This window comes from Microcoleus sp. Z1_A1 (assembly GCF_036700305.1).
Classification (GTDB): Bacteria; Cyanobacteriota; Cyanobacteriia; order Cyanobacteriales; family Microcoleaceae; genus Microcoleus.
This window is the reverse complement of sequence record NZ_JAUBOR010000005.1, coordinates 135,474-160,048: the sequence shown is the minus strand read 5'-3', so window position 1 is coordinate 160,048 and position 24,575 is coordinate 135,474. Positions and strand designations below refer to the sequence as shown.

Genomic DNA, 24,575 nt, shown 5'->3' with positions numbered 1-24,575 from the left:
ACTAATGCTTTATCAATTCGAGTTTCGCACTTATCAGCGAAAATTTAAGCGCCCCTTGCAAACAAGTCACGGCATCTGGGATATTCGCGAAGGAATTATCCTGCGACTTGTGGACGAAAATAATCGAATTGGTTGGGGAGAAATTGCCCCTTTGAGTTGGTTTGGTTCCGAAAGTTTTGAGCAAGCTTTAGATTTTTGTCACCAGTTGCCAGCTAATCTTTCATCAGAGATGATTTTTGCTATTTCCGCTGAATTGCCGGCTTGTCAATTTGGCTTTGAGTCGGCACTATCAAACAAGAAAAATTCGCCCCCCCCAGCCCCCCCTTGCCAAGGGGGGGAGAAAAGCGAAAATTTAACTTACCTTTCCCAAAAGGGGGAGAAAATGCAAAATCGGTTCAGCGGTTTATTGCCAGCAGGAGAAACAGCTTTGCAGGCTTTACCAATACTTTGGTTAGAGGGATATCGCACGTTTAAATGGAAAATTGGTGTTGCTGCAATTGAGGAAGAATTAAAGATTTTTCAGCAGCTAATCCAAGTAATGCACAATTTGTGCGATCGCGAAAAAGGATTTTTGCGCTTAGATGCCAACGGGGGACTCAGTTACTCGCAGGCTAAAACATGGCTGGAAGCTTGCGACAAGGTAAAAGCAACTCCCGACTTTTCCGCAGACATTGAATTTTTGGAACAGCCGCTGCCAGTAACACAGTTTCAGGAAATGGTAGAATTGAATGCTATTTATACAACTCCGATCGCCCTTGACGAATCTGCCGCCAACCTCGATCGCATCCAAGAGTGCTACAGCCAAGGCTGGCGGGGCATTTTCGTCATTAAACCTGCGATATGCGGTTCCCCATCCCAACTGCGAAAATTTTGTCAAACTCACAATATAGACGCTGTTTTCTCATCAGTATTTGAAACCGAAATCGGCAGACAAGCAGCCTTAAATATAGCAAAACAATTGTCTTTAAATAAGAGAGCACTCGGCTTCGGCACCGATTGCTGGTTCGACGACAATCATTCGATTTTAGATTTTAGATTTTAGATTTTAAATTACTCCTGGGGCTCAGAAACCGGGTTTTTTACGAAAAGACGCGTTGCAGCCGACAAATTCGGTAAAAAACCCGATTTCTTTGTCGGAGTGAGTAACTCCTGTAATTGTTTTGAAGCGAGAAACTTGGTGAAAGCATCTATGGCAACAAATCTAACAGTAAATATCCTGGATATCGCGTGTGGCTTGCCCGATAATTGGCTGATCGGTTGTGACAGTCGCGAATTTGCCCGAATTGTCGATCGGCTATTTCAAGAAATCACCCAAAATCCCGCACAAAAAACACCCCCAAAAATTTGCATCGCCGAAGCAGAACCAGTGCAATTTCTTGCCAGTTTCACCGCCGCCCGCGCCGCCAAATGCCCGATTTTTCTCTGCAATCCCAACTGGGTAAAACAAGAATGGCAACAAGTCTTTGATTTAGTTCAACCCGACTTAATTTGGGGACAATGCCCGCTTCCCACCACTCCCCATATCCCAGTCTGCGAAGGCGAACTTCGTTTGTATAGCCGCGAATTCCATTCGCCGACAAAAAGCGGTTTTGATACAATCATGATTCCCACCGGCGGTTCTTCAGGAAAAATCCGTTTTGCCATCCACACTTGGGAAACACTAACCGCATCAGTACAAGGTTTTCAACAATATTTTCAAGTTGACAAAATCAACTCTTTCTGCATTTTGCCCTTATACCACGTCAGCGGTTTAATGCAATTCATGCGTTCTTTTACTAGCGGCGGACAACTGGCAATTCAGCCATTTAAAGAATTAGAAAATGGTAAAATATGCGATATCGAACCCGAAGAATTTTTCATTTCTTTAGTTCCAACTCAACTGCAACGGCTGCTGCAAAATCCCGATACAGCTAATTGGCTTGGACGCTTTCGTGCCGTACTTTTGGGCGGTGCTCCCGCTTGGCCGGAACTTTTAGAAACAGCTAGAAACTATCAAATCAAATTAGCGCCCAGTTATGGCATGACCGAAACCGCCTCGCAAATTGCTACACTAAAACCCGAAGATTTTCTCGCGGGCAATAACAGTTCCGGTCAAACTTTACCCCATGCTAAAATAACTATTCGGAGTGCAAATGGTGATATTTTGTGCGAAAATCAAATCGGAAATATTGTGGTAAATGCTAAATCTTTGGCGTTGGGTTATTATCCTAAAAATATTGGCGATCGCCAATACTTCCAACTAGATGATTTGGGATTTTTCGATAAAAATAACTACTTAAATATCGTCGGACGCAGCAGCGACAAAATTATCACAGGCGGAGAAAATGTTTTTCCGGCGGAAGTTGAAGCCGTTGTGCGATCGACTAATTTAGTTGCGGATATTGCTGTAATTGGCTTGCCAGACAAAGATTGGGGTCAAGTCGTTACGGCTATCTACGTTCCCGCTAATTCCGAAGTTACGGTCAAAAATCTGCACGCAGCAATAGAAGATAAGTTGAGCAAGTTTAAGCGGCCGAAATATTGGGTAATTGTCGAACAATTGCCGCGCAATTCTCAAGGCAAAGTCAATCGAGAACAATTGCAAGAAATTGCGATGTGTCATCGCCGGTGAATCGATAGAATTAACCGGATTTGACAGTAATTCCTGTAGGGGCGGGTTCACCAATATCTACAACACCAGCGAGAAATCTCACAAACCCGCCCCGCCCAATTGCCAATTGCCAATTAGGACAAACCTAATAGCCTTCTCGTCCTCTCCGCTTCTTGTCTTTGAAAATCCACAAACTTCAACATTCGGTAAAGTACCTCTATTTGCCGCAACCTAATACCTGCTTGCTGCGCCACCCGTATCGGATTACCAAAAATCGCCTCAACTTCCAGGGGCCGCGATTCATCATAATCGATTTTCATGCTGGTGCGGTAAGGCTTCATTTTCTGAGTATATTCGAGCATTTGTGGGATAAAGTCATCGGGAATAATGCGATCGCAACTTTTGGCTGCCGCTACCACTTCCCCCATGATTTCCTCAACTAAAATCAGAGTATCGGGATTAGCCATCAGTTCGTCAGTTCTCGCATCCAACACTACAGACAGCCCGTTATAAGGAATATTCCAAACCAGCTTTTTCCACCTTGACAATAGCAAATCTTCGCTCATTTTAATGGGAATATGAGCACGTTTAAAGTCCTTAGCAATTTGGTGCAATCTATCAGTAATACCGATTGCTTTGTAGTCCTGGGCATATTCTCCCAGGGTGATAGTGCCGTAATCTAGGTGGCAGATATGACCGGGCCCAACTTTATAAGAGCAGAGAAAACACAGCCCGCCAACCACTCGTTCTGCACCGACAATTTTAGCGACTTCCGGTTCTGTATTCAATCCATTTTGCAATACTAAAACCGCGCCGTTATCCTTTAATAAAGGAGGCAATATTTTGGGCAACAAGTGATTTTGAGTTGTTTTCAGCGCTACAATTACTACGTCGCACTGAGGCATTTTGTGCGCGTCGTGGTAGGCGCGGACGTGAGGGAGGGTGAAGTTGCCTTCGGGAGACTCGACAATCAAACCGTGTTTTTTGACGTGTTCGTAATCACTACGAAGCAAAAAATTGACTTCTAAACCTGCTTGTTGCAGTCTAGCACCGTAGAATCCGCCTAAAGCTCCCGTGCCCACAATGGCATAATTGCGATTTGACATACTATCAACTATTCAGAAATAATTATCAACAAAACAGAAATTTGATTGTCATTCCCTGCTACTATTTAAAGATAGAACTAATGCCAATTCTCGCCTCCAGAAAGCAACAATCATGAGTGTTGGGTTTGTTTCCTGAACTATGAGGTAAGGTGCGTCGCTTTGAGATTGTCACTCTTTTTTAGGATTGGCAGGTGGCGACGCACCCGGAGCGCTACTGTTGCATGACTTTTGAGAATTAGTATAATCTGAAATCTCAACTCTCAATTTTCCTCATCCACTGCATCAAGTCTTCAGATAGCTGTTTTCGAGTTCGGCTAACTGCATCGATGCAGACGTGCTTAGTCATAGCTTTAGCCGCGCTTCTTCCTGCAACTTCCTGAGAAAATACTTGATAGGCAATTTCAAATTCATCGCCCGTAAGTTGTTTGGGCGTCAATTGAATCATCAGCCGATCGCCCGCAAACATTGGGCGATAAAAATCTACACTAGCATGAATTATGGGAAAGGCAACCTCGGAATTGCTGAAAAATGCTTTGAGATTGATTCCCGATGCTGCTAGAGATGCCTCGTAAGCTTCGTGGCACATCGCCAAAACGTTAGCAAAGTAAACGACTCCAGCAGCATCGGTATCTTGAAAGCGAACAGTGCGGGTGTAAGTGAAAGGCATTTGAGGTAGTAACGGCGATCGCAAATTCGATCGCAATTTTACCAACCATCATATCGGTAAACCCGCACTTTTGGAGAAGTTGTCAGCTAAGTAAGTAGGCACTAATTTTTTAGATTGTAAAATTCGCCCTCCTCACTCCTTCCCCTGATTTCTTAACCTTTGTTCTTAATCAACATCACGTCTATAATCTTGAGGGCAATATCTTCGGAAATCCCCAATGCACTGTAAAGATCGTTCAAAAGTTGTTCTTCTTCTTCTGAAACCTCGCCATCTGCTAAAGCGATATCAGTTGTCACAGCAAAAACTGTTTCTTTAAGTTCGTCGGGAAGCATTGCCAAAGCGGCATTAAACAGTACCTCCACTCCTTGCCGTTGCATAATCATCAGCAGGCGATCGAGCATTTTTCTCATCACGTCATCAGGATAACTGCGGAACAGTTGCATCCGAGATAGCGTCATGCTAATCGCTTTACTTTCGCTGTCATTGATGTAACCGTCGGCTGCTACGGCAATTAGCGCGATCGCCGCAAATGATTCGGCCGGCCCTAAAGTTACTTCCGTTTCTTGGCGAGTCTTCGATACTTTATCAAATAAACCCATGATATTTTCCTCATTATTTAGTGGTGGATTTATGGAGTCAGGATGGGTTCTGGCTCTGGAGGTTTCTTGGGAGATTTTGATAATTATATCAAATTTGGTTAGTTATTTATTATCAATAAAATTATGAAAAAATTAAGAATTTTTATTTCGCCCTTCGGCGCTGCAACGGCGGGTTTATTCAGATCCTGAATTGCCTTCCCATATATCGGCTAAAACAGGCATCTTGCACCCTTGTAAGCAACAGGCTTTTCGGCCTGTTCCACAAAGAGTGAATTTTATTGTGGAACAGGCCGAAAAGCCTGTTCATAAAAAACTTATTGAGAAGGATGTAACATCTCAGTTAAAACCCGCCATTACAGCGCAGACCATCTATTTGTCAAAAAGGGCTAAATCTGCTTTCAGAAAATCAACAAACTGCCGCGCAGTTCTGCCCGATCGCCCGTTGCGACGAGTTGCCCATTCTTTAGCGCGGTGTTCCAAATCCTCAGCAGCGAGTTTGATTCCAGCAAGTTCTGCCAGATGTCGGACAATTGTTAAATAAGTGTTTTGATCGGCCGGTTCAAAAGTTAAAGTCAAGCCAAATCGATCGCTAAATGAAAGTTTTTCCTGCACAGTATCCCAAGCGTGAACTTCATCTCCGTCGCGGGGGCGAGGCCTGTCGTCAAAAAACTCTCGAATTAAATGCCTGCGGTTAGATGTGGCGTAAACTACCACATTTTGAGAGCGGGCAGTCACATTCCCCTCCAACACAACTTTCAGAGCTTTAAAAGCATCATCATCTTCCTCAAAAGACAGGTCATCCACAAAAATAATAAACTTTTGAGGAACTCCCCGCAACTGCTCGACAATTAGCGGCAAATCTTGCAAATCCGATTTAGATACTTCAATCAAGCGCAGATTGCGAGATCCAAATTCATTTAACAGCGACTTCACCAAAGAAGACTTGCCCGAACCGCGGCTGCCGTATAGCAAGACGTGCAAAGCCGGATAACCTGCCAGCAAAAACTCCGTATTTTTCACCAAAGCATCCCGCTGCCAATCGCAGCAAACCAACTCTTTTAAAGTTATGCGATCGGGATGGGAAATACTCGCCAACTGCCCTCCCCGCCACGCAAAAGCGCGATATTCGGCAAACAAACCCGTGCCAAACTGTCGGTAATAAGCTGCCAAAGATTCCGTAGCGCTCGACCATTTTTCCAGTTTTCCGTGCAGCGGCAAATCTCCCTGTTCTGCTACACTTTCTGAATGCCAAATCGGAGGCACTGCGTCAAGTTGACCCGCTACCCGCACCCACTTGCTCAACTGTTCGCTGCTGCATTCGTAAATATTTTGCAGCACTTCTAAATCATGTCGGGCGGCCTCCACCAAAGCGGGGGGCAAACTTGCAAAATCTGTTTGCTGTGCTCGGCGTGAAAAGGGGTTTTCGTTTTTGAGAATTTCCCAAATCAAAGAATCTTTCCAGCTTAAATTTTTAGCAGCCTGAAGTTTGAACCAGTTCCCGTAAGCTACCTGACATTCCAAACCGCTGACTTCGCTGTGGTGAAGGGCTTGCAGCAAATCGAGAAAGGCTTGGCCGGCGGGGCTTTTGAGAACCGATTGATACAGCAGCAGGGATGCTGCGAGGCGCTGGAGGTAACGGATTTGGGCGATCGCACCAGAAGTTAGGGCTGACATAATGGCAATTGTATAACAGTTACATATCCTGACTGGCTTTAATAAATTTTCTAACAATTCGTGACACTAATTGCAGGCCGCGCTGTATAAATTTAGATGCAAACAGTGAAATCGGGAGGATTAAAAATGAATTTAGGTACAGCAGCGGCGATCGGCTACGGCATTTTAACACTGGTTGGCGGCATCATGGGTTATATCAAGGCCAAAAGCCAAGCCTCGCTCATTTCGGGCTTGATTAGCGGTTCGCTGCTAATTTTTGCCGGCACCGCCCAGCTTATGGGACAAAGTTGGGGTTTAACATTAGCAGCAGCCATCTCCGCTGTTTTAGTAATAGTCTTTATTGTGCGCCTTGTTAAAACTCAAAAATTCATGCCGGCCGGAATGCTAATTTTAGCTAGCTTAGCGTCTTTGGGCGCGATCGTTTACGAAATCAGCGGTCAATATCAATAATCATTCGATTTTAGATTTTAGATTTTAGATTTTAGATTTTAGATTAACTCCCCAGCCTTGAGTGGGAAGTTGAACTAAAGTCTAATTTTTTTATTTCCCTGACTTAATTCCGGGGCTTGTATCTATTTTTAGCAGGACTTACGCAAAAAGTGGTTTGACGCGCTAATTATAGCGCTAAGGTGCGGTGTGCATGGAGCCGTAAATAATTAATTAGCTTCTGTGTAAGTCCTGTTTGGGTGAATTCAACAGTTAGGGGTCAGTAATTAGTAGTTAAAACACTAATTACTAACTCCTAATTACAAATTGCCAATTACTAATAACTAACCACTAATGACTAATGACTGCATCAATATACTGCTGAATTTCCCTGAGTTGCTGCCGCTGGCCTTCAATCCAATCTTTTTCCGCCGCTCGCTGTTGGGGCGTTTCTTTCTGATACCGCGCCTGCTTCTCTAAAAAATTATTGTAGAATTTAATCGCTTTTTCAACTGTTTCAATTCCCAGTTTCAGACGCTCCTCAAAAATTGCTAAAATCACATTTTCTAGGATTAAGCCAATCACTTTACAGCACTCTTCAAAATCGATCGAACTGATTCCCATCTTGCTTTTATGAACCAGAGTTTCTACAGGTTCTTTCAGCGTTTCTTTAAAACTCTTCATATAAGAATCCGGCAAATATTTCAGAGGCTCCGTAAACTTCGATACAATCTCCCCGCCTATTGATTGTAGTCGCTCTCTAAATTTAGACTGACTGTTTAGGTCAAAGCATTCAATACAAAGTTCAATTTTTTCTATATCAATAGATTGTAATTCTTTAAAAATTAAATTTAATTCATTTTCCATAATTAAAATCACTCGCTCTGCCTGGGAATCAACTTCATTCCGCAACTCTTTGTGCAAATTATCTTTTTCAAAAAAACCAATAGTATCTCTTTGAAAGACTTGAGAGTTTTTATCCCACAAAAACCAATGATTTTTTAACTTGGTTGCCTTGTCGCTCCAAGATTTGCGAACTTTAGCAACAGCATCATATTTGCCCTGTTTTCCTAAAGTGCGAATTCTCACATCGCATCCGCTTAGTTCGCCAATTTGCTCCCAGACATCAACAGGAGATGCTCCCGCAATTCTCGGCTTGCTATTCCAGACATCCTCAGCCTGAGATACATCTTTGAAACATACCTGAAGTAGCTCTTTGAGCCTGATGGCAGATTGCTTAATTTCGTCAATACAAGGTTCCACATCTAAATTGAGTTGGGTAGCTGACTGTTTAATCTCCACGGATTGATATTCGTCTGCCAACAATCGATCGCTAAACAGGTTAATAGCCTGGAATGCCTTGAGATACTCATTCATTTCCTTTCATCTCTCGTTTCCATAAACAGCATACAATACAAAACATCTGCCTTTTTGAATGGAAACTGAGCCACAACATGGATTATATATTCACCCCTGCAACTCAGGCGCGACTCAATAGTGGCAACCTTGTACAGCCTGCTACCAAAACAGGAAAATTGCTCCCCGCAGCTAGAGATCCGGTGACAGGGGAGTTTGTGGAGCTCGCAAAAATTTTTTATCAATCAAGAAGTGAAACTCTTTCCTCGCGGGGAGTTATAGGATTGCTCGCACAGTTAGCCGGAGGTGGCCCCATACAGCCGCTGGTAGCTCCCCTGTACGTCACTGTGGCGCCGTTGCAGGTTGCTCAAACTCATCAGGGGTTTCAAAAAATATACAGAATGCTTAACTGTCTGAAAATTAATTTGGCAGTGATGCAAGCGACTGCTGCTGTCATTGGTATTGGCGCTGTATCGAACACAGTTTTGTCAGCAGTAAACCTCAACCAAGTATTAAAAATCCGAGAAGAGGCAAAGCACCAGAAGCTAAAAATTAAAGACGGATTTATCGATCTCAGACACATCCTCAAAGATAGGGGAGTAGAAGTGATCCAGCAGATTTTTAAGGTGGCTCACGACTCAAGTTTTGAAATGCACCGCCAGAAACTGGTTAACGGTTATGAGATTTTTTCTAAAGCTATCAAACGCTGTCAGTCAGCCCTAACAGTGCCAGATATTAAACTTCGGAATTCCGAAATTAATAGCGGGCGGGATATGCTGTTTGAGGCTTTAAAAATTTATGATAATCCTAGTTTGTTGGAGGGGCTGTCTTCTGCAGGAAAGCTCAGGCAAATGGAATGTGTTTGGGCGATCGAGCAGGCGATCGGGGTCACGTTTCACTTGCAGCGGGCCTACTATATGGTGAGCGATCGCCTCCGGGAACTGCAATCAAAAATTCGTCAAAATCTTCTAACTGTTGTTAAAGGATGTCAATCCGAACCCGAACTAGATTTTTTATTTCCCGAAGTTACTAGGATTCTCGGTCATGATTTAAGTGTAATAGAATTTTGGCACAATGAGGTTGATTGGATGGAAACTTTGTCTCCAAAAGAGCAGCACCAGTTAGCTAGTTTAGATAAACTCAGCGGCGAGAGTTTAAAAAGCAGCGTGTACACTACATTCACGGTATTAGCTGCGGAACCTTCACTTTATGAAAGTTTAAAGCAAAAGTCTCACTTTCTATCCTTGCGCGACCAGCTAACCTTCGCTGTGTCGCCGGAAATCCGCCGGAGATCCGAAGTTTATGTCAGCCAGCAGGCGATCGCTACTGGCTATCAAGGTTTAGCTGCCTCGAATTGGCAAGAAATATCCGATTTAACTGTCGCTAACCTCTACCACTTTTTTCAAATCCGAGAGAACTCAACTGAAAATTCTCCAACTGAGGACGAATTAGAAACGCCTTATTGGCACTTTCCCCAAACCTTCAAAAATGAGCTGAATTATACCAATTAAATGACCAATGACTAATGATATCATTTACGATCGAGCGATTAAAAGGGCGGGTTTTTGAGATTGTCAATTATTGGCATATATTTTGGGTGAACCCGCCCCTACCGTATTATATTATGTCCGGTCAATTAACCCTGATTCCTGTAGGGGCGGGTTCACCAAGATATTGAATAGAAACGGGAAAATCTGTAAACCCGCCCCGGCGTTTAATCACGGTCAATGGCTCGGACATGATATTAGGGGTAATCGACCGGAATTGATAGTACACCAGTTCCTCAAAAGGATGCAACTGTAGGGAAATTCCCAACCATTATGCAGTAAGTCATTCCCATCTAAAATCTAAAATCTAAAATCTAAAATCGTATTACCTCAACCACAACTTAATAGTATTGTCTTTAGAACCGCTAGCAATAGTTTTGCCATCGGGACTAAAAGTTACCACATAAACCTCATCGGAATGTCCCGTCAAAGTATTCAGCAATTCTCCAGTAGCAAAATCCCAAACTTTAATAGTTTTATCCTTGCTCCCGCTGGCAATAAACTTCCCGTCCGGGCTGATAGCAACCGAGACAATATCGTCAGAATGTCCCTTGATAGAGCGAATTAAATCTCCTGTTTCGATATTCCAAATTTTAATACTTTCATCGTAGGAACCGCTAACAATTGTCTTGCCGTCCGGGCTAACAGCAACCGACCTCACCGCGTCGCCATGTCCCTCAATTGTTTTGAGCAACGCCCCTGTTGCGACATCCACAACTGTAATTTTTTTATCCTTAGAAGCGCTAACCAAACTTTGTCCATCTGGAGTGAAAGCAACAGAATAAACAAAATCTGTATGGTCTGGAAAACTCTGAATCAAACGGCCAGTTGTTGCATCCGAAATCTTTGTGGTTTTGTCTCCGCTGGCACTAGCCACAAGCTGTCCGTCGGGGCTAAGAGCGACAGACCAAACAGAAGCAGTGTGGTCGAGACTGCGAATCACTTGCCCTGTTTTCAAATCCCACAACATGACTCGCCAAAAACCGGTTCCCGTCGCCAGTTTCGTACCGTTTGAGTCAAAAGCAACCGACCAAATAGTGGAGGAATCTCCTGGAAAAGTGCGAATCGACTTGCCTGTAGCTAAATCCCAAATTTGGATGGTTTTGTCTTTAGAACCGCTGGCTAACATTAAGCCGTCTGGACTGAAAGCAACAGACCCAACTGCATCTAAATGCTGAGCGAAATTTTTGACTTTGGCGTTCTTCCACCGCAAACCTGCTTGGCACTGTTCTTGTAACTCCTGAGCGGACGAATAGGTGCTGGAAGTGTCGGCAATTGTTGGTATTTGGCTGATGCAGCCTTCATAATTGCTGGCTGTATAAAGAGCTTCAATTTGATTGAGCTGTTGGGATTCTTTCTGGGCTAGCTGCTGCCATTCTTGCCATTTGAGATATCCGTAAATTCCGCCGATCGCAGCTAAGATAGCCGCAATTGTTGCCCCGGCAAGATAAGGGTTGAATTTGCGAGTTTCTTTGGGGACAAGTGCTGCTGGGCTGGAGTTCGACAAATCGGTTTTTCCGTTCAGATTTACCTGCGGGGATACCGCCGGACTTGCCTGCAATTCGACGAGGTGAGGGGCGCTACTCGCTGGTGGCAGATTGGGGTTGCGATGTCCCTCCAAAACTGTGGATATCGCCTTGTACAATTTAGCAAATAAAGATTTAGGAATGACTAATTCTTCGATTTTCGCGGCATCTTCGTCGGTAAGCCCTAAAACTTGCTGCAAGCGTTTTAATTCGTCGCGAGTTTCCAGAGAAAAGGGATATTCTTGCTGCATTGCTTCTTGCAGTGATTGTTCGTAGCGTTCGCCTTTTTCCCTGTATTTCCGGTAAGGGTTCAATACCTCATCTTCGATCGCCTCTGCTTCTTCTGGCAGCAATTCCAAACTGACGCGCAGTTCATCTAATATTCTTCGACCGACGACTGTAATATCACCCCGGCTGCTGCTGCGCCGATCGACTTCTTCGCGATATATTGTTAGCTTGGGAATCCGCGCCCGCGAGCGATCGCCAATTTTCCTCAAATCGGCTAAAGCTTCCGCCGCCGACTGGTACCTCTCCCGAAAATCGTAGCGCACCATATTGTCCAAAACATCAGCCAGCGCTTGGGAACACGTGGCTAAATGCCGCCAAACAATTTCGCCTTTATTAGAATTTTTCAAATCCCGCAGTTTCGGCAAATCGTAAGCCGGCAAACCCGTCATTGCTTGGATGCCAATCATTCCCAAAGCGTAGATATCGCTGTTGAGTTGCGGGTTGTATTGAAATTGTTCGATCGGCATATATTCCAAAGTGCCAATCCGCACAGTTACCGGCGCTTGTCTTTGAGCGATGTGAATTTCTTTCACCGAGCCAAAGTCAATCAAAACTAACTTGTTATCTGAATAGCGGCGGATTAAATTTGCCGGTTTAATATCTCGGTGAATTACGCCCTGTCCGTGTACAAATACTAAAATTTCTAACAGTTCCTTCAGCAAAGGAATCATTTTTTCTTCAGTTAGAGGCTTGCCCGGTACAATCTCGGTTGATAGCGAGTGACCGGCAACGAAGGATTCTACTAAGAAAAATTCTTCATTTTCTTCAAAATAAGCGAATAGCTGAGGAATTTGGTCGTGTTGACCGAGTTTTTCTAGAACTTCTGCTTCTTTTTGAAAAAGACGGCGCGTAGTATTAATTAATTTCGGTTCGGTAGTACCGGGACGCAGGTGCTTGACAAAGCACTGCGGTTCTCCGGGACGGCGAATATCTTTGGCCAGATAGGTTTGCCCAAATTCTCCTGTTTCTATGACTTCAATGATTTGATAGCGTCCATCTAAAAGTTGGCTCACCATGATAATAACGCAGCCTTTTTTTGGTTGATTTTCGCAAGAAACAGTGGCAATGTTGAGTCAGTTGTATAGCCTTTTTCAGGTAAATTAGGTGTTCCTGGGCATTGGCAAAACAGGGCATTGGGCATTGGCAAAACAGGGCATTGGCAAAACAGGACATTGGGCATTGGCAAAACAGGGCATTGGGTATTCGGAATAGTTGTTTCTTTCCTTCTTCTTTCTTTCCTTCTTTTTTCTTTCCTTCTTCCTTCTTCCCTCTTCCTTCTTCCCTCTTCCTTCTTTCCTTCTGACTTCTGACTTCTGACTTCTGACTGAGATATTGCACCATTCTCAATTACTTGTTTAGGAACAGGCAAGATGCCTGTTCCACGAGAAAAATCATTCTTTGTGGAACGGGCATCTTGCCCGTTCTTGACAATGGTGCAACATCTCAGTTCTGACATACTTTATTTTTTCAACATCTGCAAAGCTTGATATCCCAAAAAGAAAAAACCCAAAGCGCCGAGTACCGCTATCGTGTTCGCAAACACATCGACTGTAAAAAATTCGCCCATTGCAATATCCTCTGAAAACTGATATCTATCCTCGGCTTTTCGGTCGCTGTCTGGGTGAGGGGTCTTGCCCCTCGGTGCGGGCGAGCCGAAAGATGCTCACAAATTATAGCAAAAGAGGCGGTCAATCGATTGCGCGATTTTAGATTTTAGATTTTAGATTGAAGCATTGACTTGCGCGAGATGAATCCGGGGGCTTGTATCCTGGATGGTTTCGGTCAAAATAACTTTTCGGGCGATCGACTAGCTTTTTGTTTTAATATTTTTTAATATTTAGGGAGACAAATCGTGTACTGAAATTTTGAGGTCAGTTCGCTTTGATATTGTTAACCCTGCTAATTTTTTCTCTGATTGTAAGTAGAGCTTACACTAAGAATTTGCGCCGATCGGTCAAAAATGCGCCTCAAACCGACAGAAGTTCCGCGAGGCCCTCACCGGAACCCGCCGCGTAGTTTCCTAAAGTTTCGGTAATCGTACCAGCATAGCTGGTAAAAGTATAGTCATCTATTACATGACATGGGAGGCATCGTGCCCCTCCCCTTTCGCTTTTACTTTGAGCGGATTAACCCGCCTGGGCTGAACTACGCAGCTCCCTATCCCATTGCTCAACGCTTTTGGGAGTGCTTTTCGCATGATATTGTAAGACCCATTAACATCAGCATTAATTAACAAACCCTCTGCCGTTTTGTACAAACCTCTGTGGATGCGTTTGCCAGTAAATTCCACGCTGTTGGCATCGCTATCGCCGTAAACAGGAATCGGATCTAAAGAAAGGAAGTTGGAGGCTGAAGTATAGGATTCTTCCTGTATTATTACTTCAATCCCAGCCAAAACAGCTTTGTATTCCAACATCTGAATTAATCGAGCGTGCGGAATGCTGACCAAGTTTTGATTGTTCTGCTTGCCTAAGTTAATGCAGTTTTTCCACTGCACATTTTTCCCAATTACTAATGTCCCAATCTGACGCTCGCTCAAAATATCGATAATCAGCCTGCTAGTATGGTGTAAGTAGTTATCGACTTTTTGATTGCGACAGCGAGTGAGGCGCACAATTCTTGATGAGGTTTTAAGATTGCCTTTCAATTGAGATTGTAATTGGGATTTGCGCTTGTTGTAGAACTGATTGATGGATTTTAGCGGTCGCCCGTTAATCAGTAGGGGGATAAAGCCTGGTTGATTTGATGTTAGCGCTACTAAGTTATTCAGTCCGAGATCGATACTGGCTACCGATGCAGAGTTCTCTCGATATCGGGCGGGCTCCTGTTCATGGTAAATTACCTCGATTACGTAACAATTGCATTTGGGAACTACTCTTACTTGACAAATTCGATCGGGCTTGACAGTTGTTTGAATCGATATTTCTGTCCCTGAAAGTTTGATAATTCCTTTTTTTAATTGTTTGCTGCTAATTGCTTGCACTGTATAAACGAGAATATTTCGCCCCTTAACTTTATCTTTGTACTTCGGTATTTTTGGGCGTCCTGTAAATTTTGTCGGTTCTTTGTTGTAAGCTTTGAGAGCCTCGAAAAAAGCTTGCCAGTTTTTGTCCAATATCATCAAAATTTGTTGGCTGACTTTGGCAGGTAGTGCCTGATATGCTGGATGGGATTTCATCAAATTAGCCATCTGATTGTAAGTGAGATATCCCCAGCCGTAGAGGAAGTTTTGGCGAAGGACGTAGTTAGCAGCGTTGTAGAGATTTTTGGATTGCCACGAAGCGTTATCGAGTTCGGCAAAACGGTGTTCTGTATGCTTAATAATGTGCCTTTCTGCTAGTTGCATGGTTGAGTCTGGGTTCCTTAATTTTGCTTTCCACGACTCGCCATGCGGTTGTGTAGAGTGATGCCTATTGCCTTGGCCTAGTCAGGTAGTATCATTTGGTCTTCCTGACCACAGGATACTACTTTTGTCCACTAATGCTTATAAACTTAATGAAGTTTTACAATACAACGAGGCAGAGAATATTCGGGATTGCGCGATCGCCATGAGGGAGAGTACACCGCTGTCTGTGGACAACTTAGAGGTTTTAATTGTAGACGATCGCTCGACAGACGACACCAAGGCGATCGGGCCAACCCTGCAACAGCATCTCAACGACTCCCGGCTTAAAATATTAGCAGGTCAATCGATTGCGCGATTTTAGATTTTAGATTTTAGATTAAAAAATTGACTTGCGCGAGATAAATGCTCTTTCTTGAGGATTTTCGATTTTAGATTTTGGATCAATTCCACGGATAAATCACGTGGCGGATACCACATGAAGAAATTCGCTTGTCAGCCGCGACCAACCAACCAATTACCTGGTTAACTATTTGTTTATCCGTAATCGTAATTTGGCAGCATTACACTTTGCGCCCCTTGGGTGCCGAGATTTCTGAATGTCCGACGAAATACTGGTGGTTTGGAGGTTTCGGAGGTGCGTTAGGAATGAGAATTAAATAACTTCCACAATAACAATTAAAATTGTAAGTTATTTAATTCGCGATCCTTAGTGGCCGCAATTGCGATCGGTTCTGCGATTCAAACTGAAACCGGTTGGGGGTGGACTTGGCGCGGTAGAACTTTGCAAATTAAGAGTTAATTAAGACTTGCATATGGGCAGGCAAGATGCCCAACCCATACTCCCCACAAAAAATTAACTCCTTGTGGAACAGGCATCTTGCCTGTTCTTAAAAATCATCTAAAATGTGAGTTATAGAAGACAGAAGGCAGAGCTAATCATAACATCCGTTACATCCGTTACAGAATCCTTTGCCGAACTTAGGCGTATACAAAAGCAGGTACGCGCTTGTAAGCAGGCGTGCCCGATCGCCTTTCAATCTCCGGGTGAAAAATCACATTAACTTCAGGATAAAACATCAAAGCAGCACCCTCACGAACCGCCCCGTAAATCACCTCGACATTTTCCATTTTCCCCACATTTCCCTGCACCGTAACCCGTTGATGTTCATGCAAACCCGTGCTTTCTGCATCCGCGCGATTCATCAAAATGCAGTTGCGGTGCGGCATTCCCCGGTACTTGTCATCAATTTTGTAAACCACAGTATTATGCTGAGAATAGCTGCGTCCCGTCATTAAGGCTACAACAATACCCTGTGTTGATTCCGATAGTCCAAACTCTTTCGCTTCCGGTAATTTCAGCTTAGGTAAAGGCGTGACAAACATCTTCGCTTTCCCAGACTCTGTAGGAAATTTAGGTTCTGTAAAAATGCGGCCGCTGATGGTAAATTCCTCTTGTGTTTCATCAATTGTCGCTATTTTTTCATAGCCCGGAATAGTTTTAGCAATCAATTGGCGCACGTATTTTGTGTCTTGAAGTCGGCGCCAATCAACCGGAAAATCGCCGTGGATTCTGCTGGCTAATTCCGTCAAAAAATGCACTTCAGGAATCAAATCCGAATTCTGGAGATGAGTTTCGCCCTCATCATTTAAACGCACAAAGTTATTGCCAGATTCCACGGTTGTTTTGTGGGGGTTTTCAAAGCGATTCAGCACGGGGATCACAATTGTATTGTGCTTTGCCAATCCGTGAAAATGCCCTAAATTCGGTTTGGTTGCGAGGTAGATAACGGTTTCAACATTGGCTAAAGCGCGTTTTGCCTGAGTTAAATCTGGATTTGCCCCATACAAGTTGCCGCCCAGACAGATCAGGGTATCAACTTTGCCTGCTTCTGCTGCTTCAATGAGCGATCGAGTGTCGTAGCCCTTAACAGGACTCAGGGGACGATTCAATAACTTTTCTAAAGCTTGTTGAATTTCTTTTTTCAGCTTCACAGTGACGCCCATAGAGCCGAATCCTTGCACGTTTGAGTGTCCTCTCACGGGCATTAATCCCGCCCCTTCTTTGCCGACATTTCCTGTCATTAAGGCAGTATTAGCGATGCTGAAAACGTTATCTACACCGTTATCGTGTTGGGTAATTCCCATCGCCCAACCGAAGACAACTCGCTGGGACGTGCCAATAATTCTGGCTGCTGCCTCAATTTCTGCGCGGGAAACTCCGCAGGTTTCAGTAATAGTTTCCCAAGAAGTTTCGCGGGCGTGCTGGACTGCTGCTTCCCAGCCTTCTGTATGAGCTTGCAAATAGCTTTCGTCCAGCAATCCTTGTTCGATTATAGACTTTTGAATCCCTACAAATAGCGCCGTATCGCTGCCGGGAATTGGTTGCAAGTATAGGGAGGAAATATCGGAACCGGGGATGAGCGATTTGACAGGAAATGCGGGAGAACCAAACTTGACTAACCCGATTTCCATCACCGGATTGATGACAATTATTTTACCGCCTTTGTCGCGAATTTTAATCAATTCGTTCATCAAGCGGGGATGGTTGTAGGAAGAATTGCTGCCCGCGAGCACGACGCAATCTGCTTCCTTCAAGTTTTCTAGACTCACTACCGAGGTGCGGGTGGCAAACATTTCGCTTAAGCCGGTTGTCGAGGGAGCGTGGCAGAGATCGGAACAATCTGCTAAGTTATTGGAACCCATCGCCCGCATCATCAATTGCAGCAGAAAAGCCGCTTCGTTGGAAGAACGACCGGAACTGTAAGATGCCACTCGTTCGGGGGTTTTGCGAAAAGCAGCTTCGGCAATTTGATAAACTTCTTGCCAAGAAATGCGATCGTAATGAGAGGAACCAGCCCGCAAAATCATCGGAAAACTCAGCCTTCCCAGCCTATCGGCTTCCATTGAAGTTAATTGCTGAAGTTGTGCAATACTCTGCTGTTCAAAAAATTGAGTTGAGATAGCCGGCTTGATTTCAGCGGAGATTGCTTCGACGCTTTTCATGCACCGCTGAAGTTTTTCGCCCTCTTCATTTGTAAAACCTCCTTTCTGTCCGCCCGTGCCCCAAGAACACGACAAACAAGCACTTTTGTGCAGCAAAGTTTTCCAAAGTTTCGGCCCTTCCGGGGACAATGTATGTTCTGCCCAATATTCTATTACGGGCAAACCGCCACCTATCTCTGGTGTTTCCTCGTTTGTCTCGTTGAATGGCGGGATTGGTTGGACATTTTGGGAGTTGACATCCATGTGGTTTACCTCGGGTTTTGATTGCTGGTTAATTCTGTGGGGAATTGCCAAAAAGCTTAAGCTTATCAGTCGAATTTTAGCGCAAGTTTACTGCGACCACAATTAGCCAGTAGATAGATTTGTTTAACCTATCGGTTGAGTAACTCGACAGGCAGACGCGATCGCCTCTTGACAAAAAAAATGTATCTATTATAATAATTCATATACTCAGATATAAACACTACAAAATGCTAGAACTACATAAAAGTTATGTAATCGACGAAAATCAGCAGCCGATTGCTGTTCAAATCCCCCTTGAACAATTTGAGAAAATCGAGGAGATTTTGGAAAACTATGGTCTGGCTAAACTTATAGAAGAAACTGAAGGTGATGAGAGATTATCAAAAGAACAAGCACTAAAGTATTATAACTCAATTAAACAAAATAATGTGGCAAGTTGAATATACAAATCGGTTCCTCAAAGAACTAGCTGGTTTACCTGCTGAAATTAGAAGTAGGATAGAACCTATAGTTTTTCAATTCTTAGAATCAGACAATCCCTTTGCATTAGGATATCTGGAAAAAATGAAAGGTTATCCAGATAAATATAAGATTCGTCTTGGTGACTACCGTATTGGACTCACAGTTGATGCACCGACAAAAACTTTAATTTGTCAGCGAGTAGCGCACCGCCGAGACATATACAGAATTTTTCCATAAAATTATGTAGATGAGAATTAGCAAAATATAATTATGTAGGGGGCGCAGCCCGCAACTTACCCCTGTCAATTTCACCGCTTCCCCTTATTTAACGCCTGTTTCCCAAACCCAAGACACAGCAGTCGATCGCCCTCAGCAACATTCGGGTCATTCTGCAAATAATCTCCTAACCACTCGCAACTGCGAGCAATAATATTATTCAGTTCCAAATTCTCCACAGGCAACAGAATTACATTCCTATCCCTACTAGCAAAACCCAGAGTTTTGCTATCAGAACTAAAAGTAACACTCAACACGCGATCGCTCGATTCCAAAGTCTTCGATAGCAGCGCCTTCTTGCCGTCAAAATCCCACAGCTTAACAGTATTTCCCCCACTCGCCGCCGCAATCAACTTGCCGTTGGGACTAAAACTCACGCTTTCTACAGTATCGCTGTGGTCGAGTTTTTCAGTTAAATTCGCCACCTTTCCATCAAACCCCCACAAGTAAACTTTTTTGTCAGCGCAAGCAGCAGCAATAGTCTTGCCGTCTGGACTAAAACTAACATTTTTAACGCTGTCTTGGTGGTCGAGAGTTTTCAGGATTTTCGCCGACGAACCGTTAAATTCCCATAGGTAAACTCTCTTTTCTCCGGTAATTTCAAAAGCCTTTTTCTTCCCGCTTGGCTTGTCCTCAGCAGCGGTAGCAGTAGCAATAGTTTTGCCGTCGGGACTGAAGCTAACGCTAATTACTGGATTGCTGTGATCGAGTTTTGCCAACAAAGTTGCTTTAGCACCGTTCCAGCGCCAGAGGTACAATTTGCGATCGGCACTTGCGGCAGCAATTATCTTTCCATCTGGACTAAAACTCACGCTTCTAACAATGCCGCTGTGGCTGAGAGTATTTAACAGTTTGCCGTTTAAACTCCAGACTTTCACGGTTTTGTCATCGCTCGCGGAAGCAACAGTTTTATCATCAGGCGAAATGCTAACCCAGGTAACAGAATCCTTGTGACTTTCTAAGGTTTTGAATAAACTGCCGTCAGCACGCCAAAGTCTCACTGTTTTGTCCCCGCTAGCAGAAGCAATTGTTTTGCCGTCAGCGCTAAAACTGACTTTGTAAACCCAGTCTTCGTGTCCTGATAAAATCTTATTCAGCGGAGTGCTGTCTGGTTTCCAAATTTTCACTATTTTGTCCTTACTTGCGGAAGCAATAGTGCCGTCGCCGCTGAAACTTACAGCCCTCACGTCGTCTTGATGTCCTCGAAAAGTGTTGAGCAAAGTGCCGCTGCGACTCCAAACTTTCACCGTATCGTCTGCACTGCCGGTGACAATTTTTTCGCCGTCGCGACTGAAAGTCGCGCTGACAACTTCATCGTTGTGTCCTTTGAGAGTTCTGATTTCCTCACCGTTTCGGTTCCAAATTTTGGCTGTGGTGTCGGCACTTGCTGAGACGAGTTCTCGACTGTTTGGACTGAACTTAATGCTGTAAACAATGTCAGAATGTTTGGTTAATGTTTTGGGATTAATTCTAAATTTCTGCGTTTTACTTTCTCGGTTCCAAAGTTTGACAGTTTTGTCAACACTTGCTGAGGCAATTGTTTGGCCGTCGGGACTGAAACTGACGCCGAGCACCCAGTCTTTGTGTCCGGTTAAGGTTTGCAGCAATTTTTTGTTCGCAAGGTTCCAGATTTTGACGGTGTTGTCGTGACTGGCGGAAGCTAGGGTTTTGCCGTCTGGACTGAAACTGACGCTGGTGACGATATCGCGGTGGCCGGATAAAATGCCAATCGCACTTTTGTCGTTATCTACTTGCCAAATTCTAATTGTGCGATCGGCACAACCAGTAGCGATCGTTTTCCCATCAGGACTAAAACTAACACTCGTCACGCTATCTGGGTGATTGAAAGTTTTTAATAACTTACCTTCTTTGCTCCACAATTTAACAGTTTGATCTGCACTTGCTGAAGCAACTGAATTGCCGTCGGGACTAACACTTACATCCAAAACAAACTTGCTGTGCTGCTCGAAACGGTTGCGTTCTTGCACCCCGGAAACTGCTTGTCTTAGTCTTTCAGCAATTTGATTTTTAGTGTCCACAGGCAGCGCCGTACTTTTCAGAGAATCACGACCAATTTTGATACTATTTCCCAACACTCCTAATTGATTTTTTTCATTAGAAAGCACCAAAGCTTCCGACGCCGAATTTAGGGCATCAGTCCGACTGGTTTCTGCTTCTTGCCGTGCGCTTTCTGCTAATTTTGCTTGCTCGAAAGCCATCCCCGAAACTCCTCCGAGTACAAGCACTCCTAGAACCGCCGCCTGCAATTGCCATCTCCGAGTGTGGTAAAGTTGAGCTTCTGCTTGGTACTGTTTGTCTCTAGCTTCCGACAGCAAAGCATCTTGCTCTCTGTCTTTGCGAATTTGTTCAATTTCATCTCGGTTAATTTGGTTTTGCTTTCGCAGTTCCTCAAATTCTGCCTTTTTATCTAATTCTTGCTGCTGGCGAATGAAGCTAACTAAATAATCGTGAACGAGCTGATAAAGCTCAGCAGGCAGTTCCATCCATCGAAAGACTAAACCAGACTTTACTAACAATTCTAAGACTAAATCTAATTTGTCAGCTTCAGCAAATGTCGCTAAACTTGAAGCTAATTCTGCGCGGGTTTTTAGGGGACGAATCTGTTCTTCATCTGTGAGCAAATACAAAACTCGGCGCGCCGCTACTTCATTCTCTGGGCCGCAATCTTTGATAACTTCTTCGAGAAACCTTTCGACTAATTTTTGTTGCGGATTGTTGCCAAGTTCCTGATATTGAGTTAAAGTTCTAATGTTCTCTTGTTGTAGTTGAGCGCCGACAAGTTGTAGTTCGATCGGGCGAACTTCTCCTAATTCTCCAGCTAAATCATTGACTAATTCTTCGATCAGCTCCGGTTCTAAGTAAAACTGCGCTCGCTCAGTTAAAGTGCGAATTACCGCTCGCGCATCGATCGGCGAAAAATTTCCCAAATAAAACAGAATATTTTTGCTGAGAATGTCATCTAAAATATCATTGTTAACGAATCCTGTCTGGTTTTTTGGTCGAGTAAATTCCAGCACATAGTGCAGGTAATCTTCCCGCAAACACAGGACGACTTTTAAATATTTGATTTTCAAGCATTCCCGCAAAAAATCAAAAAATATTTGTCTTTCCGCTGGCTCTTTCCATACAAAAAAGAATTCTTCAAATTGGTCAAATATCAGAACAGTAACTAAATGTTCTGAATTTCTTTGCAGCTCATTGATAATGTTTTCGTATTCGATCGCCTGTTGTTGTATGATAAATTCTACTGGCTGTGACTGCTCCCTTTGCTCCTCATTTTTCGCAGCCGAGCCACCGTGCAATCCCGAAATAAGATTTCCCTTGACTGCACCTGCTTCTACGGTCAAATCTACCGGAGCAGTTTCTGGTACTGCTTCGGAATTTTCCGAATCGAATATTTCAGCTTTTCCAGCAGATAACTGTCTGGTCAATTCCCGCGGCCAGTTGTTGTAAACTTGCAACACTACCGGCAAAACAGTCCGCATTTCTATTTTTTTTTGTTTGAGAGCTGGTACTAATCCTCCCGTGACTATTGAACTTTTGCCAACTCCAGACTGACCGTAAATTACTGTCAGTTTGTCGGGGGTATTGTTCATTCTATATATCAAGCGGTTGAGGTCTTCCTCTCTGCCGGAAGCTGTAATCTCGTCAGCAATAGTAGCAGCGCCGGCAAGAGTTTCGGCGACGGAATTAACCGCTTCTCTGTGCGGCTGCAACTTTCCGGCCCCAATAAAAGCTCGGAACCGATACGTGTGTTCCACCGCTCGATAATCTTGCTTAATTTGAAATGCTTCGAGATATTCTCCCCGCTGAAAATAGAGCGATCGCAGCATTTCTAAAACCCGCAAATACAGTTGCGGGTTGTAGCAAGGTTCGGTTTCCGAGCGAGCAAGTTCTAAATGCGCGATCGCCTCTTGCACCTCACCCAAATGACTCTGGGCCTCTGCTAAAATTAACAGATACAAGCCTAAATGCTGCGACTTTACAGGGGTTCCCTGTCCCGTCGCTTCTAAATTTGAGTTGAGAACGTCTAGAGCCACTAAAGCCCATTCTTTCGCCCCTTGCCAGTTCTTTTGCTCTAAGGCTACTCTAGCCAAAAAGCCGTAATCTTGAGCCAAATTAACTGCTGAATTTTCCATATTTTCATGTAACCTCCGAGCTTTTATGGCTAAATTCCAGAGTGCATCCCAATCTTCTAAATGCTGCAATACTTCCTCAAGTTGATTGATGAATATACTCACGGCATCCGGCCGCCCCACGCGTTCTAAAACATCTATACATTCCTGAAAATAATTCTTAGCTTCCGTCCAGTAAGGACGGTTGCCGCTGCGGTGTTTTTCTGCTTGGAAGCGGTAGCAAAGACCGATGTGGAATAGCAGAATTCCCTCTAACACCGGTGCAGGGTGAACGGTAAATAACAAATCGCTAAATTCTGTTTTTTGTCCAATAAATGCTACTTGATACTTCCAAAAACTGAGACTTTTTTGATATAATTCAATAGCCGCAGAGATGCGGTGACAAGCATATTCGTGCCTACCGCGAATAAATTGCAAACTTGCTTCAATAGCTGGTTCTAATCTGATATTGCAAGTTTGCAAGTCTTGGCTAGCCGACTCTAGTTCACTCAAAGAATTGGCTCCGAGAATGGCAGAATTAGTTAAACGCCAATTGCCACTTTCTAAAATGTTGGAAAAAATGCGATCGGCACTTTTGCCCAAAAAATCTACCAAGTCGTCCGGGCCCATCACAAATTCAACACTTGTCGTCCAAGTTTCGATATCTGTTACTAACCGAATCAGTTTTTTTAATATTTTGTCTGTCACCCACAGCACCACCGGGAAAGGAAAATTATTCCGAAATTCTTCCCTCACGTAGTTGGTAGAAGTCAGCAGGCGATCGATCGCACTTACCGATTCCAATCCAAACACCATTAAAGCTGCCGGATGGGTGCAGGAAAGTTTGGTTTCTATCGTCGTGTAAAGAGTTTTAACAGATGGCGGGAGGACAATTTCTCGAATCTCGATCCCAGACTCTGCCCGCAATTGCCTTACAATTTCCTCTCTCATAGCGCTGTAATTGCACCGTACCAAAATGAGCGAAAATTGCCCGTGAGACATTCTCAGAGTCCGGGAGAGAGTTTGCAGCGAACTTTGGTTTTGCTGTGCTGCGGTTTCTTGCTGGTAGTGCGAATTAATCATAATTAATATTTGAAAAAAATTCTCAGGATAGGTGCTGTCAACTGCCGAAAAAAATAAGTTCGGCAACGGATTATTTAACGGATGTAACGGATGTAACGGATGGAAGTTCGGCAACGGATTATTTAACGGATGTAACGGATGTAACGGATGTAACGGATGGAAAGAATAGACCGCAGGGGGGAACTGCAATTAAGAACGTCCTCACCTTTTGGGCGGTTGCTCTAACTAAGTTTACTTTTACCCGTTT

General features: G+C 43.9%; 17 protein-coding genes. 7 read left to right on the top strand and 10 right to left on the bottom strand.

The window, feature by feature from the left end:
- The first annotated feature begins 4 nt into the window (after positions 1-4).
- Together QT973_RS05070 and QT973_RS05065 are read left to right on the top strand one after the other, a co-directional pair.
- The gene (locus QT973_RS05070) at positions 5-1,042 is read left to right on the top strand and encodes an o-succinylbenzoate synthase (protein ID WP_333232837.1); all 1,038 of its coding nucleotides are present in this window, start codon (positions 5-7) and stop codon (positions 1,040-1,042) included.
- A 147-nt stretch (positions 1,043-1,189) separates the two neighbouring features.
- Entirely contained in the window at positions 1,190-2,611 is a 1,422-nt protein-coding gene (locus QT973_RS05065; protein ID WP_333232840.1) for a 2-succinylbenzoate--CoA ligase, read from the top strand.
- A gap of 113 nt (positions 2,612-2,724) precedes the next feature.
- On the opposite strand, the gene QT973_RS05060 is transcribed toward QT973_RS05065, so the two are convergent.
- The 4 genes from QT973_RS05060 to QT973_RS05045 all read right to left on the bottom strand — a co-directional run bounded on the left by QT973_RS05060 (position 2,725) and on the right by QT973_RS05045 (position 6,636).
- Positions 2,725-3,696, bottom strand: coding sequence for a putative 2-dehydropantoate 2-reductase (locus QT973_RS05060; protein WP_333208401.1), 972 nt, complete (start codon positions 3,694-3,696; stop codon positions 2,725-2,727).
- Positions 3,697-3,949: 253 nt separating this feature from the next.
- A complete protein-coding gene (locus QT973_RS05055; protein ID WP_445305686.1) occupies positions 3,950-4,408 on the bottom strand; it encodes an acyl-CoA thioesterase in 459 nt (152 codons plus the stop codon).
- A gap of 107 nt (positions 4,409-4,515) precedes the next feature.
- Positions 4,516-4,962: a tellurite resistance TerB family protein gene (locus QT973_RS05050; RefSeq protein WP_333052618.1), complete on the bottom strand. Its 447-nt coding sequence runs from the start codon at positions 4,960-4,962 to the stop codon at positions 4,516-4,518.
- A 369-nt stretch (positions 4,963-5,331) separates the two neighbouring features.
- The gene (locus QT973_RS05045) at positions 5,332-6,636 is read right to left on the bottom strand and encodes an ATP-binding protein (protein ID WP_333052616.1); all 1,305 of its coding nucleotides are present in this window, start codon (positions 6,634-6,636) and stop codon (positions 5,332-5,334) included.
- 126 nt (positions 6,637-6,762) lie between these two features.
- On the opposite strand from QT973_RS05045, the gene QT973_RS05040 reads away from it, so the two are divergent.
- Positions 6,763-7,086: a TMEM14 family protein gene (locus tag QT973_RS05040; protein ID WP_190735279.1), complete on the top strand. Its 324-nt coding sequence runs from the start codon at positions 6,763-6,765 to the stop codon at positions 7,084-7,086.
- Positions 7,087-7,413: 327 nt separating this feature from the next.
- Here the strand turns inward: QT973_RS05040 and QT973_RS05035 are convergent, their stop codons facing one another.
- The gene (locus QT973_RS05035; RefSeq protein ID WP_333052613.1) at positions 7,414-8,439 is read right to left on the bottom strand and encodes a hypothetical protein; all 1,026 of its coding nucleotides are present in this window, start codon (positions 8,437-8,439) and stop codon (positions 7,414-7,416) included.
- Positions 8,440-8,516: 77 nt separating this feature from the next.
- On the opposite strand from QT973_RS05035, the gene QT973_RS05030 reads away from it, so the two are divergent.
- On the top strand, positions 8,517-9,929 hold the full coding sequence (locus QT973_RS05030; protein WP_333208402.1) for a hypothetical protein: 1,413 nt from the start codon (positions 8,517-8,519) through the stop codon (positions 9,927-9,929).
- 361 nt (positions 9,930-10,290) lie between these two features.
- Here the strand turns inward: QT973_RS05030 and QT973_RS05025 are convergent, their stop codons facing one another.
- The 3 genes from QT973_RS05025 to QT973_RS05015 all read right to left on the bottom strand — a co-directional run bounded on the left by QT973_RS05025 (position 10,291) and on the right by QT973_RS05015 (position 15,125).
- Entirely contained in the window at positions 10,291-12,795 is a 2,505-nt protein-coding gene (locus QT973_RS05025) for a protein kinase domain-containing protein (protein WP_333390765.1), read from the bottom strand.
- Positions 12,789-13,235, bottom strand: a complete 447-nt coding sequence (locus QT973_RS05020) for a hypothetical protein (RefSeq protein WP_333052606.1) — start codon at positions 13,233-13,235, stop codon at positions 12,789-12,791. The genes QT973_RS05025 and QT973_RS05020 overlap by 7 nt, the downstream gene beginning before the upstream one ends.
- A gap of 615 nt (positions 13,236-13,850) precedes the next feature.
- Positions 13,851-15,125, bottom strand: a complete 1,275-nt coding sequence (locus QT973_RS05015) for a transposase (protein WP_333052604.1) — start codon at positions 15,123-15,125, stop codon at positions 13,851-13,853.
- A gap of 124 nt (positions 15,126-15,249) precedes the next feature.
- Between QT973_RS05015 and QT973_RS05010 the strand changes: the two genes are divergently transcribed.
- The gene (locus QT973_RS05010) at positions 15,250-15,486 is read left to right on the top strand and encodes a glycosyltransferase (RefSeq protein ID WP_333052601.1); all 237 of its coding nucleotides are present in this window, start codon (positions 15,250-15,252) and stop codon (positions 15,484-15,486) included.
- A gap of 617 nt (positions 15,487-16,103) precedes the next feature.
- Here QT973_RS05010 and QT973_RS05005 read toward each other — a convergent pair.
- A complete protein-coding gene (locus QT973_RS05005; RefSeq protein ID WP_333052598.1) occupies positions 16,104-18,371 on the bottom strand; it encodes an FdhF/YdeP family oxidoreductase in 2,268 nt (755 codons plus the stop codon).
- 227 nt (positions 18,372-18,598) lie between these two features.
- On the opposite strand from QT973_RS05005, the gene QT973_RS05000 reads away from it, so the two are divergent.
- Positions 18,599-18,811 carry a hypothetical protein gene (locus QT973_RS05000; protein WP_333052595.1) on the top strand — a complete coding sequence of 71 codons (213 nt, stop codon included), beginning with the start codon at positions 18,599-18,601 and terminating at the stop codon, positions 18,809-18,811.
- A complete protein-coding gene (locus QT973_RS04995) occupies positions 18,798-19,070 on the top strand; it encodes a type II toxin-antitoxin system RelE/ParE family toxin (protein WP_333052593.1) in 273 nt (90 codons plus the stop codon). The genes QT973_RS05000 and QT973_RS04995 overlap by 14 nt, the downstream gene beginning before the upstream one ends.
- Positions 19,071-19,141: 71 nt before the next feature.
- On the opposite strand, the gene QT973_RS04990 is transcribed toward QT973_RS04995, so the two are convergent.
- Positions 19,142-24,328 (bottom strand): nSTAND1 domain-containing NTPase, encoded by a 5,187-nt coding sequence (locus QT973_RS04990; RefSeq protein WP_333313019.1) that lies wholly within the window; start codon positions 24,326-24,328, stop codon positions 19,142-19,144.
- Between the last annotated feature and the right edge of the window lie 247 nt (positions 24,329-24,575).